Raw genomic sequence first — 19,662 nt, 5'->3', positions numbered from 1 at the left:
ATACTTGACTAATCGTAGGAAAGAGGCTGGGACATAAAGTTCCAAGATAAATAAAAAAAGACAATTTCTATTGAAATAATATAGAAATTGTCTTTTTTTATTATTTTTTGAATATTTTCAGCTCGTTGAGCTGTTACTTTTCTTATATTAAGTGCCATTAGCACAAATCCTAGTTCTCTTTAGGCTTTATTTATCCCTTAAACGGACATTCTAGTGAAACCCAAAATAGCCTTCATAAATCCAAAATCAGGCTCCACATCGATGTTTCTTTGACTGTATAAGGTTTTTTTTTTTTGATTTGAAGTTCATACATTGTTGTTTCAGAGAACATTCTGAACAATCATCACATTCATATAATTTCAAGTCTCGTTTAAAACTATATTTATCATGACGATAGGCATATCTTTTAAATCCTATGGTAGAGTAAGTTGAGTCATGTTATAATCTTTGTGCATAAGACACCTCATTAATTTAGTTTAGTGGTATTTATTAAATTATACGAAAGGGCCTTATTTTTTAAGTATTTCAATGTAAAATTACATATAAAAAGTATTTTGGCGAGACTCTTGAGAGAACAGGACAGGCTGAAGCTGTCCCCTAAGAAAGCGAGCCAACAATACGTAGTATTGTAAATAAAGAAGCCAGTAAATGAATTTATAAAAAACTCATTTACTGGCTATTTTGCTAGGAATTATATCCCAGCCTTTTTTTATTTTACAAATTAATATTGTTCTAGATTAAGACGTAGGTTTAACAACCTTAAAGTCAAGTTCTTTATTGTCATTTAAATCTACTTTAATGATTGTACCTTCAGGTAGACTTTCTTTAATCATCATACGTGCAATTGGAGTTTCTATTTGTCGTTGAACAAAGCGTTTTAATGGTCTTGCACCAAATTGTGGTTCATATGCTTCTTCACCTAGCCATTTTTTCGCTTCTTCTGTCACTTCAATTGAGATATGTTGATCTAATAATCTCATATTTAATTGTATTAAAATTTTATCTACAATCATACTCATATCGTTAACTGATAATGGTTTAAATAACACGATATCATCCATACGATTTAATATTTCAGGTTTGAAGTATGCATGTAGACTGTCCATAACTGCTTTCTCTGTATCATCACTAATTTCACCAGCATCTTTTACATTTTCAAGTAATACTTGTGAACCAATATTACTAGTCATGATGATAATAGTATTTTTAAAGTCAACACTTCTACCTTTTGAATCCGTAAGACGACCTTCATCTAGTATTTGAAGTAATACATTAAAAACATCGCTATGTGCTTTTTCAACTTCGTCTAACAAAATAACTGAGTATGGATTACGTCTAACTGCTTCAGTTAATTGACCACCTTCATCATGGCCTACATAGCCTGGAGGTGCACCAATTAAACGTGATACAGCATGTTTTTCCATATATTCGCTCATATCAATTCTAATCATATGTTTTTCAGAATCAAAAAGTGATGAAGCAAGCGATTTTGCTAATTCAGTTTTACCTACTCCAGTAGGTCCTAAGAATAAGAAACTTCCGATTGGTCTATTCGGATCTTTAATCCCAGCACGTGCTCTAACTACTGCGTCAGATACTAAATCAACTGCTTTATCTTGACCTACTACACGTTTGTGTAAGATGTCACTTAAACTTAATAGCTTTTCTCTTTCTGTTTCCACAAGTTTAGACACGGGTATACCTGTCCATTGACTAACTATGTCGCCTATTTCTTCATCTGAAACGACTTCACGAATCATTCTTTCACTATCTTCGCCAGTTTCATCTTGAAAGGCTTCCTCAAATTCTTGCAATTCTTTTTCTAATTGCGGAATTGTACCATATTGTAATTCTGCTGCTTTTTCAAGATTACCTTCTGTTTGTGCATCTTCAAGAGCTTGACGACTACTATCTAGTTCAGCACGTTTTTCTTGTACTTTAGCAATTTTTTCTTTTTCTTGTTCAACACGTGATTTTAAAGAGGCTTGTTTTTCTTTTTCATTAGATAATTCCTCTTGAAGTTCTTCTAAACGATGTTTACTTGCGTTATCAGATTCATTTTTCAAGGCACTTTCTTCAATTTCTAATTGCATTACTCGACGATTTACTTGGTCTAACTCTGTTGGATTTGATCCCATTTCTGTACGTATTGTCGCACACGCTTGGTCGACTAAATCTATAGCTTTATCTGGCAAAAATCTATCGGTAATATATCTATCAGATAACTCAGCCGCTGCAACAAGTGCACGGTCTTGTATACGTACACCATGGTAGACCTCATAACGTTCTTTTAGACCACGTAAAATTGATATTGTATCCTCAACATCAGGTTCACTGACACTAACTTTTTGGAAACGACGTTCTAATGCTGAATCTTTTTCAATATATTCACGATATTCATTTAATGTCGTAGCACCTATACAATGCAATTCACCACGCGCAAGCATTGGTTTCAACATGTTTCCTGCGTCCATAGCACCATCTGTTTTACCAGCACCTACTAACATATGAATTTCATCAATGAATAAGATGATTCGACCTTCAGATTCTTTTACTTCTTTCAATACTGCTTTTAAACGTTCTTCAAATTCACCTCTATATTTTGCACCTGCAACTAATGCACTTAAATCAAGCTCGAAAATTGTTTTATCGAGTAATGATTCTGGAACGTCTTTACGTACAATTCGTTGTGCTAAACCCTCAACAATTGCAGTTTTACCTACACCTGGTTCACCGATTAAAACCGGATTATTTTTTGTTTTTCGACTTAAAATACGAATTGTATTACGTATTTCTTCATCTCTACCGATAACAGGGTCCATTTTACCTTGACGTACTTCTTCTACAAGATCACGACCATATTTTTCTAAAGCTTCATAATTAACTTCTGGATTTTGAGATGTCACATGATTTCCCCCTCTAACTTTAGTTATAATTTCTTTAATGACTTCTGCTTTATTGCCGACCCATTTTTGAGTAGTCTCATCAGTATCTATGGCTGCACGTAATATATGTTCCATAGAAATAAACTCATCTTCATAGGACTTCATATATTTCTCGGCTTTGTCTAATAATTCATTTGTTTTAGAACTAATATACTGTCCATACTGAACATTGTCTCCTTGTACAGTTGGATAATGACTTAATTGATTATCGTATGCTTGTTCTAGTTGATTAACATCAATATTTGCTCTTTCTAATATACTTTTAAATAAACTATCATTTTCATTCATCGTAGCTTTTAATAAAGCTTCAATTTCAATATTTTGTAATTCATATTCTTTACTGTACGCGACTGCTTTTTGTAAGGCACCTTGTACAGCATATGTCATTTGATTAATATCCAATTTATTTCACCTCTATCATTCAGAGTGGGTCAAAGTATAGAAAAATAAATTTGACTTTGACTTTCTTTGACCTTAATTATATTATAGACCCTTCTCATCATTAAATCAACATTAATTGCTCATGTTTTTCATTTTATTATGATAATCAAGTAAAAAAAGAGGAAGAACTCAATTCTAAATGAATAGAGTTCTTCCTCTTTAATTAATATATTATTTCTTTTTTATACTTTTCAATATTTCATCTGTCAATGCCTCTACGCCATCATTTTCAAGATGGATGCCGTCTGGAGCAAAATACTCTGTATGCCCTTTTGAGCGACTATACCAATCAATTAGAGTTACATTCTTTTTATCTTTAGCCGCTTCTGCCATCAACGTATTAACATGGTTTTCATATGATCGTGGCACTCTCGTATTTACAAGATATACTTGTGCCTTTCCAAATTTACCAATCAACTGATCTAATTGTTCTTTAGTAAAATCACCATTTGTACCTAGCTCAAGTATGACTTGATCTGTTGGTTTACGATATTGCTTATATTGTTGATTAACGAGGCTCTCGGCCTGATAGAGTTGACGACCGACTTTGCCATCGATTTTAGCTTTGGGTACTTTCGTTTTAAATTGTTCCCCTATATCTACCATAACTGAATCACCAATTAATAACGGCTTAATTTGCGTATATACATCATTATCTTTTGTATTCGCTTTAGTTTTACCATCGCTTGTTAACGAAATATTATCAATCGGTATCATGTGAATAAGATATTGATCAGCCTCATCGGTATTAAATGTTTGCGCTTTGTTCGATATGGTATCTTTTCCAAACTTATCGAAAACGCCTATTAAAATGAAAATAGTAGGTAAAAGTATAACAAGCGTTACAATAGTTCTAATAAATTGAGGTTTGTATGTTTTTTTAATTGCAAAAGCCTTAAAACCTTGCTTTCTCAATGGTGTTTCTACATATTTAAATGATAATTCTGCAAATAAAACTGTAAGAATGATGTCCAAAATATAAACATATGTTGGCATTTGACCATCAATAAAATAGCTATGAACAAAACTCATTATTGGGAAATGCCACAAGTACAAACTGTATGATCGCTTTCCAATATAAACAAATACAGGATTTCCTAATAACTTAGCTAAAATTGTAGTTGGATGAACAACACTTGCAATAATTAGCAAAGTCATTGTTGAAATAAGATAAAATCCACCATTATAAATCCAATCACTTTCATCACTAACAGTAAAGAATAATAGAATTAAAAATGTAAGTCCTATAATACCCGCACTATTAATCACAGTTTTTAATCCTTTAGGTGGATTGGGATTTAATTTAAAAGGTGGCCAGATAAATGCTAGAAGTACACCTAAAAGCAATGTCTGCAATCTTGTATCAGTTCCAAAATATACTCTTGAATGGTTCAAGTGAGGTTGAGAAATAACAACCATCATTAATAATGAAACCAAAGATATAATCCAAAACATCAGTATGACATTTTTCTTTTTCTTAACTATAGCCATAAGTAATAAGAGTACTGCTGGGAAAAAGAGGTAAAACTGCTCTTCAATGGCTAGTGACCATAGGTGCTTTAAAGGCATAAAAGAAAATTGCTCGAAATAATTGACATCTTTAGCAATATACCACCAATTAGATACGTAAAATATTGCTGCTATCATATCATGTTTAACTCTTACAATATGCTCAGGGTGGAATAATAAAGTTGCAATTCCAACAACTACTATTAATGCGAATACCGCTGGTAATAACCTTTTTATACGACGAATCCAGAAATTTTTAAGATTTATTGTTCCAGTATCTTCATACTCTTTGAGTAATAAGCTCGTAATCAAATAACCTGAAATAACAAAAAAAGTATCTACGCCTAAAAAACCACCTGTTAACCATTGTTTATTCAAGTGATAAATAATAATACCAATGACTGCAATTGCTCGCAAACCATCTAATCCAGGCATATATCGCATTTTTTTAGCAGAGCGATATTCATTATTTAATTTTTTTCTCATTGTTACATTCTTCCCTAATAATAATAAATTTTATAAGACGCGTATTTTTTAATCATTTTCATTAGACGCACGCTATTATTTCTAATCAATTTATTTAAACAAATCTTATCCTTATTAAATTAACAAGGTCATTCTTTAGATTACAACCATCCCTGCTATGTTATTAATGAATATACTTTATAAGATATGCCTCGTTAAAAGGTTATAAGTCTTAAATATTGTAATACATTTGTAATACTAATTCAATTTTATTGTAGAGCTAATTTATAAAAATATTAAATCAAAATACAATATTGTATTTTGAATTTCCTTTTATAAAGATAAAAAGAATAGCTACATCATTTCTCAAAACAATGAGTAGCTATCCTTTCAATTATCCGATGCCTAAAGCTATTTTGGCATAACGAGACATCATATCTTTATTCCATGGTGGACTCCATACAATCATTACTTCTGTATCAGAAATTTCCGGTATCTCAGCTAGAACGCTCTTAACTTGTTCAATAATTTGTGGTCCTAATGGACATCCCATCGAAGTTAATGTCATTTCAACTGTACATAAACCTTCATCATCAACATCAACTTTATATACTAAACCTAAATTAACGATATCTATCCCTAACTCAGGATCTATTACCATTTCAAGAGCGCCTAAGATACTATCTTTTAGTGCTTCTTCCATCAGTATCACCTCTTTAAAATTTTCTTTACACCAATATATCAAATATCCGACAAAACGCCAATAAAATGCTATGATACTGTTACATGATAATTAACAACACAAGGAGTAATATATGCAACCTTATTTAATTTGTCTAGATCTAGATGGTACATTATTAAATGACAATAAAGAAATCTCACCTTACACTAAACAAGTATTAACCGAATTACAACAATGTGGACACTACGTTATGATTGCTACTGGAAGACCTTATCGTGCGAGCCAGATGTATTATCATGAACTCAATATGAACACACCTGTGGTTAATTTTAATGGCGCATTTGTGCATCACCCAAAAGCAAATGATTTCGAAGTGATACACGAAGTACTAGATGTTGAAATTTCTAAAAATATTATTACAGCGCTTCAACAATCTCATATTACAAATATCATTGCCGAAGTAAAAGATTATGTCTTTATCAATAGTTATGATCCAAGACTTTTTGAAGGTTTTTCTATGGGGAATCCTAAAATTCAAACGGGGAATTTACTAGAAAATCTTAATGAGGCACCTACGTCACTACTTGTTGAAGCAGAAGAAGAAAATATTCCTGAAATTAAAGATATGTTAACCCATTTTTATGCAGAGAATATCGAACATCGCCGTTGGGGTGCCCCTTTCCCAGTCATAGAAATTGTGAAACGCGGAATCAACAAAGCACGTGGAATTAAACATGTTCAAAACTATTTAAATATCGCCGACGATCATATCATTGCGTTTGGTGATGAGGACAATGATATAGAAATGATAAAGTATGCGACCCATGGCATTGCAATGGATAATGGCTTAAAAGACTTAAAAGAAATAGCAAATAATATTACGTATAGTAATAATGAGGACGGCATAGGTCGTTATTTAAATGACTTTTTTAATTTAAAAATGCGTTATTATTAAGTTGAATAAACAATCCAAGTGATGATTAAAAAGGTATACGTTTTCTAATATCATACATATATAAAGGAGAGACAGCTATGAATAAAATTATAATAGTCGGTGCAGTTGCTGGTGGTGCGACTTGTGCAAGTCAAATTCGAAGATTAGATAAAGAGAGTGAAATCATTGTTTTTGAAAAAGATAGAGATATGAGCTTTGCCAATTGTGCATTACCTTATTATATTGGCAACGTTATCGAGGACCGTCGTAAAGTTTTAGCATATACGCCTGATCAATTTTATGACAAAAAGCATATCACAGTAAAAACATACCATGAAGTTATACAAATCAATGATAAAAGACAAACAGTTACTGTCTTAAATCATCAAACTAATCAAACTTTTGAAGAAAGTTACGATACATTGATTTTAAGTCCTGGCGCATCTGCAAACCGATTAAACACTCATAGTGATATCTCATTTACTGTGCGAAATCTCGAAGATACTGAGGCAATTGATACCTTTATTACGAATACTAAAGCACAACGTGCACTTGTTGTTGGCGCGGGGTACATCTCTTTAGAAATTCTTGAAAATTTACATCATAGAGGTTTGGATGTCACATGGATTCATCGCTCTACAAATATTAATAAACTGATGGATCAAGATATGAATCAACCCATCATCGACGAAATAGAAAAAAGAAATATCACTTATAGATTTAACGAAGAAATTAGTCAAGTCAATGGACATGAAGTAACATTCACATCTGGTAAAGTTGAAAACTATGATCTTATTATCGAAGGTGTAGGTACGCATCCAAATTCACAATTTATTAAATCATCTAACGTCATACTAGATGATAAAGGTTATATCCCAGTAAATCATAATTTCCAAACAAATATACCAAATATTTATGCATTAGGTGATGTTATTACTTCACATTATCGTCATGTGAATTTACCGGCACAGGTTCCACTTGCTTGGGGAGCACACCGTGGTGCAAGTATTATAGCTGAACAACTTTCTGGAAATTCGTCTATTCACTTTAAAGGTTATCTAGGAAATAATATAGTGAAATTTTTTGACTTTACATTAGCAAGTGTTGGCATCAAACCAAATGAACTTAAAAATTTCAATTATGATATGGTTGAAGTTAAGCAAGGCGCTCATGCTGGATATTACCCAGGAAATTCGCCACTACATTTACGTGTTTATTTTGAAAAAGACTCGAGAAAACTTTTACGCGCAGCAGCAGTTGGTAAACAAGGTGCTGATAAAAGAATAGACGTATTATCAATGGCAATGATGAATCATGCTACTGTGGATGATTTAACAGAATTTGAAGTAGCATATGCCCCTCCCTATAGTCATCCAAAAGATTTAATTAATTTAATTGGGTATAAAGCACAATAACATTCCACACAAATCATAATTTATGAATAGTACGGGAGAAATAACAAGAGTGACTATTTAGGAAAAAAATGAACCTATCATTTTCATATAAAAAGACCAAAATGAATTTTTAAAAGAATTCATTTTGGTCTTTCATTTAGGAATAATATGATGGTCATACTTCAATAAATATAAATCATACGCAATTGTATCCAAGCATGTTTAACTTATTCCAAATATTTTAGAAATTGGGCCCCAAGGTAAAATAACACCAATAGCCATTGTAATTATGATTAAAATAATAGTAATCCAAAAGAATTTATGGCTAGTCTGTTGTTTTTTTCTTTTAGCAATGGAAATTTCCATAAATGCGATAACAGCTAAACCACATAACATTTTTAAAGTAAGTAGCATATGATTTCCACCTTCACCATTAGAGGCAGCCATAAACTCTTCGATTAATTCCCAAAAACCAGAAATTAATGTTAATAGCATGAATAATCTTAATGCCATATGTAAAGGTTTATAATAAGGTGATGCACCTTGCGTTTTTGAATAATTTAAATAAGTTGCGATAAATAAAATAATTGCTAATACCCAACTTAAAATATGGACATGTAACATGTTTGTCCCCCCATCTTTTTATTTCTAAATCATCATAACATATTTCTAAATATTTGATGATGCCATAACTTTAATTTTTATCAATAATTAAAATAATAAATATTTTGATAAATATACAAGAAAGTCTAGGATACAAATAATATCCCAGACTTTCTTAACAAATAGTCATTCGATGACTGAATTAAAAATGTATTAATATCTATTTTTTGAACAGAAATTTCAAAATAAGCAAATTGAATTCCAACGCTCAACACATAGAATTACACTAAAATTTTACAGACAAAGCAAGTTAGGGCTTAGGGAGTAACATATTTACTCCACGCCCATTTAACTTTTTAAATCATTGTATAACTCTTAATTTTTAGATATATATGTTGTTAAAGTGCCAATATTATCTATAGTTACTTTGACTTCATCACCTGGTTGTAAAAATTGTGGTGGTTGTAAACCAGCACCCACACCAGCGGGTGTACCAGTTGCAATGATATCGCCTGGATGTAAAGCCACATATTTTGAAATCTTTTCGATGAGTTCATCTATTTTTAAAATCATCTCTCCAGTGTTACCATCTTGTCGAATTTCGTTATTCACTTTTGTTACGATATTTACATTCTCTGGCGTAGGTAATTCGTCTTTGGTTACTATATAAGGACCCATTGGGCATGCCCCAGTTAAACTTTTTGATAAGAATGCTTGATCATGTGAACTTTGTGCAGTGCGATCTGTAATATCATTGATAATTGTGTACCCATAAATATAATCTAAAGCTAATCCTCTAGGAATCTTTTCGCCTGATTTTCCAATTACAATTCCAAGTTCTCCCTCATAGTCCAATTGTTCTGTAATATCTTTATGATTAGGAATTGTTGCTTCATCACCAGTTAAAGATGAAGCCGCTTTGGTAAATACATATAAACTATCAACTTCATGATTTAATTCACTAGCATGATCTTCATAATTTCTACCAAATGCAATCACATTATTAGGAGGTGTCACTGGTGGTAGAAAATCAATATCAGTGAATAAAAATTTAAATTCCTCATCTCTTCCACTTTCTTCAGCTGCGACAACTGCTTTTCGAACTTGCTCTTGAAAGTCTAAAGTTTGATTTTGCTGTAGACCTGCAATTAAAGTTTTAGGATTAAAGTCTTTGTCCCCAAACTCAGCAAAAACCATTGGTAAATCCCAAACAGCATCTTCACGTTTTACTTTAACACCATATGAAGTTCTGTCATTATGTTTGAATGATAGAAATTTCATTCATAATCAACTCCTCATCTATATCTTATTTCATATTATAACTATATCTAAGTTCAAATAACAAATATATAAGTAAGAAAATTAAGAAAGTTTATTTGTAATCTTAATAACAGACATATATATACAGTAAAGCCGTGTTTTCTTGGTTAGGATGAAAGCACGGCCTATTGTTTCCCACTTTATCAAAGTAACTTTGAATTTTAATTATCTATTTCTAATGTACCAAATTTGAAAAAATATAAATAACCCTTAACAGGTCGTTTAAGTATTGTTTCTAAAGTATTTCGATAATATGTCATTTGTATCTGATATTTTTCTTTGAGCTGATTCCCTATTTCTTCATCACTCATACCTTTTCTTCTATTAAAGGCATCCGTTTTGTAATCAACAAAGTAAAATTGTCCGTCACTTTCATATATTAAATCAATCATACCTTGAATAATGGATACATCTTCATCTTCACTTGTAAGTCCATCAACTTTAATTTGATTTACCACAAAAGGTAATTCAGTATAAACATTGTCAGCTTGAGCTATTTCCATATAGAGAGGTCCATCAATGAAATGCATAATCTCATCTATTCTAATATCCTCTTTTGCATCTTCATCAATAAGTTGTTTGTCAATCAATCCATCGATATATTGAAGTAATTCGTCTTTTGTTAAACGTTGTTCTCTAAAAGGTAAATGTTGCATGACTGTATGCATTAAAGTTCCTATTTCATTTGCTTTTCTTTTTTTGGTTTGAGTAAGAAACTTGGGTCTTTCATAAGATGCAACACCAATACGATATTGACGTACTCTATCATAATTTGTATTACTTTCTTCAGTTTCTAACTGGCGTTTTAACTCTGATACCGACTGTTTAGATGGTTTCATCGTGCTAACTTTAAAAGGGTAGTCATAAGAAAGCTGTTGATGAATTTTAATTTTCACATCTTCATTACCAGTATTTATGGCCTTTAATTCTTCGATAGTTCTTATTTCATTATCATTAACTACTTCTTCAGTTGAAACATCCTCGTAATGATCAATCACTATTGATACACGTGGCTTCACTTCAGAATTTAATTGATCAATATCTCTTTCGAATCTTTGATCATTTGGCAATGAAGCCGATTGATGCTTAGCCAAAATACCATAAATAAGAACAAATGGATTTGTAGCGGTAAGGCGTTCATTAACTGCTATATGTGTGTCTGAAACAGCTAATTGTTCATATTTAATTAATGATTTTTCATCTTTGACTCTTCCAACTAAAATAAGTTGCTCTTTTGCTCGCGTCAACGCAACATAGACTAAGCGCATTTCTTCAGATATGAGTTCTTTTTCATTTATTGCTCTATATGCCACAGAAGCAAGCGAAGGAAAAGCCATATCTTTATTTACATCAAAATAATCCATACCTAAACCATATTGTTGATTTAGAATAACTGGTGCATTCAGGTCACCTTTGTTGAATTTTTTAGATAATCCTGAGTAAATTACAAATGGAAATTCTAATCCTTTACTACTATGAATCGTCATCATTCTAACCACATTATCGTTAGGACCTACGACATTTTCTTCACCAAAATCTTTCTTACGATCAATAAGCTCATCAATAAAACGAATAAATTGGAATAAACCTCTGAAACTTGAATTTTCAAATTCAACAGCTTTATTAAATAGCCCATATAGATTCGCTCTTCTACCTTTACCTCCAATGAGACCGCTAAAGTACTGAATTACAAAATGATCATTATAAAATTTATCAATTAATTGGTAGACCGGTTGACTTTGACTATAATTTTGATACTTTTGTATATCCTGAATAAAACGATTTAACTTGTCAACCAATCTAGAATCAGCTTTTTCATCAATCATATAATTTTTTATAGATTGATAAAAGTAATCATCATGAGGGCTTACAACTCTTATTTTGGCTAATTCTTCTTCAGTAAATTGATATATTACAGAACGCATCAATCCCACTAAATAAATGTCTTGAAGTGGATTATCTATTGTTCTTAAAAATGAAAGAACAAGACGTACTTCAGTTTGCTCAAAATACCCTTCCTTACTATTTACGTGAAAAGGGATATCATTATTTTTAAAAGCTTGTTGAAGATTACGAGCTTGACCAAAACTTCTCTCCAAAATTACGATATCTTTATAAGTTGCTTTTCTGTATTGACCTGTTTTCATATCGTATACGTTTTGATGATTAATAATATCTTTAACTTGTTCAACAATGTAATTCGCTTCTTGTTCACTTCCAGTTAAGTCACTATTTTCTGAATTTTCCTCAACAAGTGCTCGTAATTGAACGGGATGTGAAACTTTGTCATATGGTGCACCAAAATACAATTGCGCTGCATCATCATATGAAATTTCTCCTACTTGTTCATCCATCATATGTTTGAACAAATAATTGGTTGTAGATAACACTTCCTGTCTCGAACGAAAGTTTTGCGATAAGTCAATGCGCAAGCCACTGTCAGTTCCACTACTAGAAAAGCGATTATATTTTTCAATAAATAAACTGGGATCAGCTTGTCTAAATTTATAAATAGACTGCTTCACATCTCCAACCATGAACAAGTTACCGTCGTGTTCTTCACCAGTTTTAATACAAGATAATATTTTCTCTTGCACCCTATTAGTATCTTGATACTCATCAACTAGGATTTCTTTAAAATGTTCACGATACGTTTCAGCGATACGCGAAGGTGAGCCATCTTCGTTAGTAAGAATGCGTAATGCAAAATGTTCATAATCTGAGAAATCCAAAATATTACGACTTCGTTTTTGAACACCAAATGAATGTATCACATCTTGAACTATTTGAGCTAAATAAGCCACTCGAGGTGCAAGTTGTTGCATATCTCTTTTCAAATCATCTGCATTTCTAGAAAAGTAATCATTTTTTACTTTCATAACTAAAGATTTATATTTATCATAATGTTGTTTTGCTTCATTTAAAGCATCTTCCATGCCTTCATTTGCTTCTTTTATTTTGCTATTTATTGCAGGAAAACGACTCATAAATTCATGTTGTGTGATAACATCTGTATTTAATACTTTACCTTCAATGGCTTTAGTAATAAACATGCGTTCAGTTTCAACAACTTCAAGTTGCTTATCAACACTTTCCATCATTGAGAATAAATCATAACATTTTTGTAATTCTTCATATCCTGCTTTCATAAAAATCATTGCTAAATCATTGATAAGCTGCATTAATTGTTGCTGTTTATTCTCTTCTTTGTATGGTTGCGCTAATTGATTGAGCCATTCAAATGGTTGTGGATTAGCAATACTGAAAAAATATAACTGCTTAATAATACTTCTAAATTGATCATCATTCCTATCTGATGATAATTGTTCGGTTAATTCTATAAAGTGAGGATCTAATTTATCATAGTGTTGTTCTAAAACATCATCAATAGTTTGTTCTAATAATAATATATTTTCCGCTTCACTACTTGTTCTAAAATGAGGGTCGATATCTAATACATCATAATGCTGCTGAATCAATTTCAAACAGAAACTGTGTAAAGTCGAAATCTGTGCTTGATGAATTTTGATGCGCTGATTCTTTAAATGTTCATTGTTGGGATCCTTAAAAGATGCTTCCTGTATACGTTTATCAACTCGGTGCTTCATCTCACGTGCGCTTAAATTCGTAAATGTTACAACTAGTAACCGATCTACATCTACATCATCTCTTAGTATACGTTGTATAATACGCTCAACTAGAACGGCTGTTTTACCGGAACCTGCTGCAGCAGCAACAAGTATGTCCTGACCTTTCGCATAAATACTTTGCCATTGTGCATCTGTCCAAATCACATCTTGTGGTTTAGTTGGAATCATGTCTTTTCACCACCTTCAGTTCTTAATTGTTCAATTAAATCTAATGGTTTTATCGATTCATCTACCATTCTATAACGCTTACTATCTATTAATCCGTCTACATGACAAACTGATTTATAATTACAAAATTGACAAGGTAATACTTGTTTGTACTTCAAGGGTGCCACTTCAGTATGTCCATCCATAATGTGGGTGGCTGTCTCGATAAAATTCTTCTTATTATGTTCTATCAATTGATAAATGATGTTTTCATCAGCTACTTTACTACTACGCTGATTTATAGCGCCTTTAGCTGTTAATGCTATTGGAACAATATCCGAATTATACTTTGGTTCAAGTCTAATATCAAAAGCATCTAACACTTCTTGATCACGATTAAGTAAACCGCTCATTTTAAAGTTTTTGATATAGTCTTTTTGAAATTGGTCTTCATCTATATCTGCCCAACTTTTAAATTTAATACGCGGTTCATGGACATGGAAATAAAGTAGCCCCCCTGGTTTCACAATATCTGTAAGACCTAAACGTTCTTTGTTTTGTAATACAATATCCATGTAGGTCATCATTTGCATTTGCAAACCATAATAAACTTTTGTTAAATCGAGTGTTGCACTACTTTCTGAAGATTTATAATCAATGATATTGACATAACTATGATCACCTTTTGTATATGTATCAATACGATCGATTTGACCTCTTATTTTAATCGGAATTCCCTGATCGGTAATCAGTGGTTGTGCAACAAGTTCATCTTTGTTTTTAGGTGATTTTCTAAATCCTGTTTCAAATCGTTGGGGCACAAATTTAGAGTAATCCCCTTGATATTTAAGTGCCTTTAAAGTTGTTTCAACGATTGATCCAATCTTTTTAGATAAATATTTATAATACGCAGATGAATTTAACAAATTAAACTGTACTTTAGGTAAAATAAGTTCTAATGCTTCTTTAGTCAGTGATTGAATATTCTTTGTATCTAAATTCTTGAAGTTACCATAAATTCGATCGGAAATATATTTTAAAACTGAATGGAAAATATCTCCTAAGTCAAAATTTTGTAATTCATATTTAGTGCGTTCATTTAATCGTAAACCATGCGAAGCATAATGTTTAAAAGGACATTGTTGATAACCTTCAAAACGAGACACACTAGCGTTGATAGTTTTACCATAAAGTTGTTGTGATAAAGTTTCATTTAATTGGACAGTTTCGTTATCATATGTCAATGACGTAGTAAGATAATCTAAACCTTGATTTAATTGATCATCGTCTCGAATAGCTAAATATGCATCCAACCAACGAATATCGATGTCTTCATGGTCTAACCAACCTCTTAAATATTCAAAAAGCTGAATTTTTGTTTGATGTGAATGTTGCATCATTAATAAAGGTTGCGCTTCATGTAAATCTTGTAGATTGGTGATTTCTAAATCATAAAATAATTCTTTAATTTGCGTTAAAAAAGGACTAATTTCCTTCTCATCTCCAGAATTTCCCATTAAACTATATGAAAAAGTAACGCTTTGTTGACTCCTTGTCATAGCGATGTAACAAACAAACGCTTCATCCATTTGCAGTATATCTGAAGTTGGACTTAATTCAACATGTGCATTGTCCTCAACATATTTCTTCTCTTCATCTGTAATCAAACTTGATGAAGATACAGTCTGTGGTAATATACCATCATTCATCCCAACCATATAAATATGTTTTTTATTATCAACTTTCGCTAAATCCATTGTACCTATACTAACTTGATCCAAAGTTTGAGGTATCATAACAAACTCTAATTGCTCTAAACCTATATCAAAAACATCTAAAAATTGTTGAAGTGTCATTTCCTGATTATCAAATACAGTAACTAAATCATCTAAAATTTGTATTAAACCGTTCCATACTTGGTCAATTTCTTCGGCTTTTTCTGTTAGACCCGCCAACTCTAATTCATCACGTTGAGTCATTAACTGACTCGGTAGTTCAAAATACTCTAAACTTTCATAAAATGACGTAGCATAATCTTTAACAGTATGTGCTTCATTCATAGCTTGTTCGAAATATAACACTTTATCTATAACATTCTTTTTAAGTTTAATTACTTCTTTGTATAATGCTTGATGTTCTTCAGTTAGTTGATGTGATTTTCGTCCCATTCTACTAAACTGATCAATACTAAAGATATCTTCGTCTAACCAACGTTTACCATAAATACCACGTTCTAAAACGAAATTTTCCAGTAGATCAATTAAATAGCTACTTCTTTTAAATTGAGACGTTAATACATTCGTTTTAAATAATCGTAACATTGCATTAATATGCCAATTTGAACGTATCACTTCTAATAAAGAACGTAACATTTCCATGATGGGATGATGTGTCATAGATTTTTTAGTATCAATGTTAAATGGTATATCATATGAAGGAAGTATTGACTCGAATAGATATGCATACGATTCATCACGGTATAATATAGCAATGTCCCTGAATTTATAATCTGCTTCTCTGACATCTTTTAAAATACGTCGAGCTACTTCATTTATTTCTTCTCTCATACTTGAAGATTCAAATATTTCAACATGATTTTGATGATGTTTAGGCGTAAATTGTAATGCATCAAACCCATTTTCAAGATTCTTTAAATCATCATTTTTATAGCGATAAAATGTATTAAAATAAGTTTTATTTAGATTTATATTTAAACGATTAGCGATATCCTCCAAATGTGATAAAACTTCAGATGACTTTCTAAACAAACTAAATGGATGGTGGCTGCCATCAGTCGTTAATAACACAGTCACCTGTTTGGCGTGTTGAACAAGTGCTTCTATAATTCTATATTCCAATGTAGAAAAATTATGAAACCCATCAATAAATACTTCAGCCTTTTTTATCCACTGAGATTGAGATAGTATTTCAATGAATTGTTGCAAACTATCCTCTGTTGTTATAAATTCTCCATTCATTCGTGATTCTAATTGTTTATAAATAAGAGAAATGTCTTCTAATTTATGTTTTGTTCTCGTTTGCATTGAATGATTATCTATCAATTGATCTAAGTGCTCAGGAGTGACATTATATTTTTTAAAATCTTGAATTTGCTCAGCTAACTTTTCACTTAAACCATAGTATTGAGCTTGTGAAGCATACAATTTCAAATCAGACTCATGTTGTTGAACAATATGGAAAATCATCATTTCTAAAGCAGCCTTAGATAATCGTTGTTCTGTTAAACCACCAACTTCTTGAAAAACACGATGACTCAATCTTTCAAAGTGAAGTACTTCAGTTCTCAAACTACCATGAAGTTCGGAATCATTTACAAATGCTTGTTCTAATTGAAAAGTACTCTGCGTAGGTGCAATTAATACTATAGGATCACCCAGCGGGTCTTGCTTCATTTTATTTTTTATTTGAGTAAGCATGGCTGTTGACTTTCCTGTACCTGCTCGACCAATATATGTATTAAATTCCATAACATTCCCTCACTCCTTTAATATTAATCATATCACACAGGTGTATCTTCTAAGAAAAACAAAAAAGAGATTTCTATTTTTTTAAAAGCATGAATAGAAATCTCCAAAGTTGATTGATATTTAATTTTTAGTGTTATTTGGATTGAAGTTAGATTTAAATTCACTGAAAGGCCAATATCTAAGCGATACCTTTCCAACAATTTGGTCTTTGTCAATTAAACCAAATGAACGACTATCTTTACTTACCTCACGGTTATCTCCCAAAACTAAATATTTACCTTTAGGAATAACATTAGATTGAGGATTAGCATTTGGTAAATTTTTTGTTTTGAAACTACCTGTGATATACTCAGTTTGCTTACGTTTCTCGTTATAGTTCAAGTATGGTTCTGATTGCTTTTTACCATTAACATAGAGTGTATCATTTTTATATTCAACACTATCACCTGGAGTTCCAATAACTCTTTTAACATAATCATCTTTTTTATTAGCATGAAATACAATGACATTTCCTTTTTCAACGCCACCTAATTTATAGCCAATAATATTTACCACTACACGCTCTCCATCTTTTAATGTGGGATCCATTGAATCACCTTTAATAGAATATGACTTCCCAACAAATTTAGTGATTAAGGCTATAAGTGCAATGGCAACGGCTATGGCAACAACCCACTCTAAAATTTCTTTTTTCAAAATCTACACCTCTTCTGGTTATTTAAATTGATAGTTAAATTCTTTAAATGGATAATATTTCAAACTGACATCTCCAATGATATCTTTCTTATCTATTAAACCATAGGTTCTTGAATCAGAATGTTTGTTATTATTATCATTTAAAACAAAATATGCTCCCGGTGGAATCGTATCACCATCAGAATTTTTAATTTCTCTTAATGTAATGTCTTTAATATGCCTATCTTTCATATATGGTTCATTTACTTGTCTATCATCGATATAAATACGCTGTGATTTAATACTCACAGACTCACCAGGCTTTCCTATAATTCTGCTAAAATAAGTTTTGTTATTATGCCTGTACATGATTATATCACCACGTTGTATTAGGTCAAACGTGACTTTAATTTTATTAACTATTACTCTATCTCCCGTTTGCAAGGTAGGTGTCATGCTATTATTTGATATCACAGCGCCTACGATTATAAATGATTGAATGAATATTACAATAATAATTGCAAAAGTAAAGGAAATCAAATATTTAATCAATTGTTTCATGTTTTACTCCTTGGTAGAACCCATAAAATACTTTTCTACCTTTTTACTAATAAACCACAATACTACGAGTAACACTATCATAATAAGCGCTCTTAAAGGATTAGTAAATATGGTGAAAATTTCTTTTCCCATTACTCCTAGAATAGTAATTGAAATCAATTTAGAAATAACTAATACCAAAAAGTAATATTTTATTTTGATGTGAGATAAGCTCGCAATAATATTTATTAATGTATTGGGTGTAAATGGAAAGCATAATAATATGAATAAAGGGATAAGCCCTTGTCTATCTATGAAGCTAATAAGCCTTTGAACAGACTTTCTACTTTTTAATTTTTTCATTCTTATTGTATTCACAAATTTTTTGCAAATAAGAAAAACAGTAAAAGTACCTGAGACGATACCTAGCCAACTGATAATTATACCTGGAAACAATCCATACGCATGTATTAATAGCACGACGTACAAAGTGAGAGGCAACACAGGTACAATGGCTCTTAAATAAAGCATAATGAACCCAGGAATATATCCGAATTGTCGAAATGCGTCAAACCATTCTTCTAATTGAGAAAGCGACAATACATCAAATCCTTTCTTAGGGTTGTATTACTTATTCATTATAGTTGTAAATGATGTTTTTTGAAACATTAAAATTAGGTCAACAACACAAATCAGACTTAGGTAGGAATTAAAAATTTATATATTGATATCTAATTCATCAAATTTTGCTATTTCATTCTTTATCAAAAATCTAATGAAGTGAATATTTATTATTTCCTATCTGAATTTGACTTTTTATTAGTCTGACGTTACTCAATTTTCATTTTCTCTTATTAACACACATAATA

The 19,662-nt window shown here is 31.4% G+C and carries 12 protein-coding genes and 1 pseudogene; 2 read left to right on the top strand and 11 right to left on the bottom strand.

Annotated elements, in window-relative coordinates; genetic code table 11:
- Positions 1–8: 8 nt before the first annotated feature.
- From ACVBFA_RS10610 to ACVBFA_RS10595, 4 genes and pseudogenes are all read right to left on the bottom strand, one after another.
- Positions 9–417: pseudogene (locus tag ACVBFA_RS10610) on the bottom strand (transposase); the annotation flags it as partial.
- A gap of 320 nt (positions 418–737) precedes the next feature.
- Complete coding sequence (clpB, locus tag ACVBFA_RS10605; RefSeq protein ID WP_126122442.1) at positions 738–3,347, bottom strand: ATP-dependent chaperone ClpB; 2,610 nt, start codon at positions 3,345–3,347, stop codon at positions 738–740.
- Positions 3,348–3,557: 210 nt separating this feature from the next.
- Entirely contained in the window at positions 3,558–5,381 is a 1,824-nt protein-coding gene (locus ACVBFA_RS10600) for an acyltransferase family protein (RefSeq protein WP_002487476.1), read from the bottom strand.
- 373 nt (positions 5,382–5,754) lie between these two features.
- Positions 5,755–6,063, bottom strand: coding sequence for a metal-sulfur cluster assembly factor (locus ACVBFA_RS10595; RefSeq protein ID WP_001829290.1), 309 nt, complete (start codon positions 6,061–6,063; stop codon positions 5,755–5,757).
- 112 nt (positions 6,064–6,175) lie between these two features.
- On the opposite strand from ACVBFA_RS10595, the gene ACVBFA_RS10590 reads away from it, so the two are divergent.
- Together ACVBFA_RS10590 and ACVBFA_RS10585 are read left to right on the top strand one after the other, a co-directional pair.
- Positions 6,176–6,997 (top strand): Cof-type HAD-IIB family hydrolase, encoded by an 822-nt coding sequence (locus ACVBFA_RS10590; protein ID WP_002446060.1) that lies wholly within the window; start codon positions 6,176–6,178, stop codon positions 6,995–6,997.
- Between the two features lie 77 nt (positions 6,998–7,074).
- The gene (locus ACVBFA_RS10585) at positions 7,075–8,391 is read left to right on the top strand and encodes a CoA-disulfide reductase (protein ID WP_126122271.1); all 1,317 of its coding nucleotides are present in this window, start codon (positions 7,075–7,077) and stop codon (positions 8,389–8,391) included.
- Positions 8,392–8,592: 201 nt separating this feature from the next.
- On the opposite strand, the gene ACVBFA_RS10580 is transcribed toward ACVBFA_RS10585, so the two are convergent.
- The 7 genes from ACVBFA_RS10580 to ACVBFA_RS10550 all read right to left on the bottom strand — a co-directional run bounded on the left by ACVBFA_RS10580 (position 8,593) and on the right by ACVBFA_RS10550 (position 19,393).
- Positions 8,593–8,994 (bottom strand): YisL family protein, encoded by a 402-nt coding sequence (locus ACVBFA_RS10580; protein WP_001831989.1) that lies wholly within the window; start codon positions 8,992–8,994, stop codon positions 8,593–8,595.
- Positions 8,995–9,348: 354 nt separating this feature from the next.
- Positions 9,349–10,254, bottom strand: coding sequence for a fumarylacetoacetate hydrolase family protein (locus tag ACVBFA_RS10575; RefSeq protein ID WP_002446058.1), 906 nt, complete (start codon positions 10,252–10,254; stop codon positions 9,349–9,351).
- Positions 10,255–10,454: 200 nt separating this feature from the next.
- Positions 10,455–14,111: a helicase-exonuclease AddAB subunit AddA gene (addA, locus tag ACVBFA_RS10570; protein WP_126122272.1), complete on the bottom strand. Its 3,657-nt coding sequence runs from the start codon at positions 14,109–14,111 to the stop codon at positions 10,455–10,457.
- The gene (gene addB, locus ACVBFA_RS10565; protein ID WP_126122273.1) at positions 14,108–17,578 is read right to left on the bottom strand and encodes a helicase-exonuclease AddAB subunit AddB; all 3,471 of its coding nucleotides are present in this window, start codon (positions 17,576–17,578) and stop codon (positions 14,108–14,110) included. The genes addA and addB overlap by 4 nt, the downstream gene beginning before the upstream one ends.
- Positions 17,579–17,698: 120 nt before the next feature.
- Positions 17,699–18,274, bottom strand: coding sequence for a signal peptidase I (lepB, locus tag ACVBFA_RS10560; RefSeq protein WP_002446055.1), 576 nt, complete (start codon positions 18,272–18,274; stop codon positions 17,699–17,701).
- A gap of 18 nt (positions 18,275–18,292) precedes the next feature.
- Positions 18,293–18,814 (bottom strand): signal peptidase I, encoded by a 522-nt coding sequence (gene lepB / locus ACVBFA_RS10555; RefSeq protein WP_002475136.1) that lies wholly within the window; start codon positions 18,812–18,814, stop codon positions 18,293–18,295.
- Between the two features lie 3 nt (positions 18,815–18,817).
- On the bottom strand, positions 18,818–19,393 hold the full coding sequence (locus ACVBFA_RS10550) for a TVP38/TMEM64 family protein (protein ID WP_002446053.1): 576 nt from the start codon (positions 19,391–19,393) through the stop codon (positions 18,818–18,820).
- Between the last annotated feature and the right edge of the window lie 269 nt (positions 19,394–19,662).

The sequence above is a fragment of the Staphylococcus sp. MSU001 genome (assembly GCF_052976705.1).
Note: the sequence above shows the minus strand (reverse complement) of the source record. Positions and strands in the feature narration are given on the sequence as shown.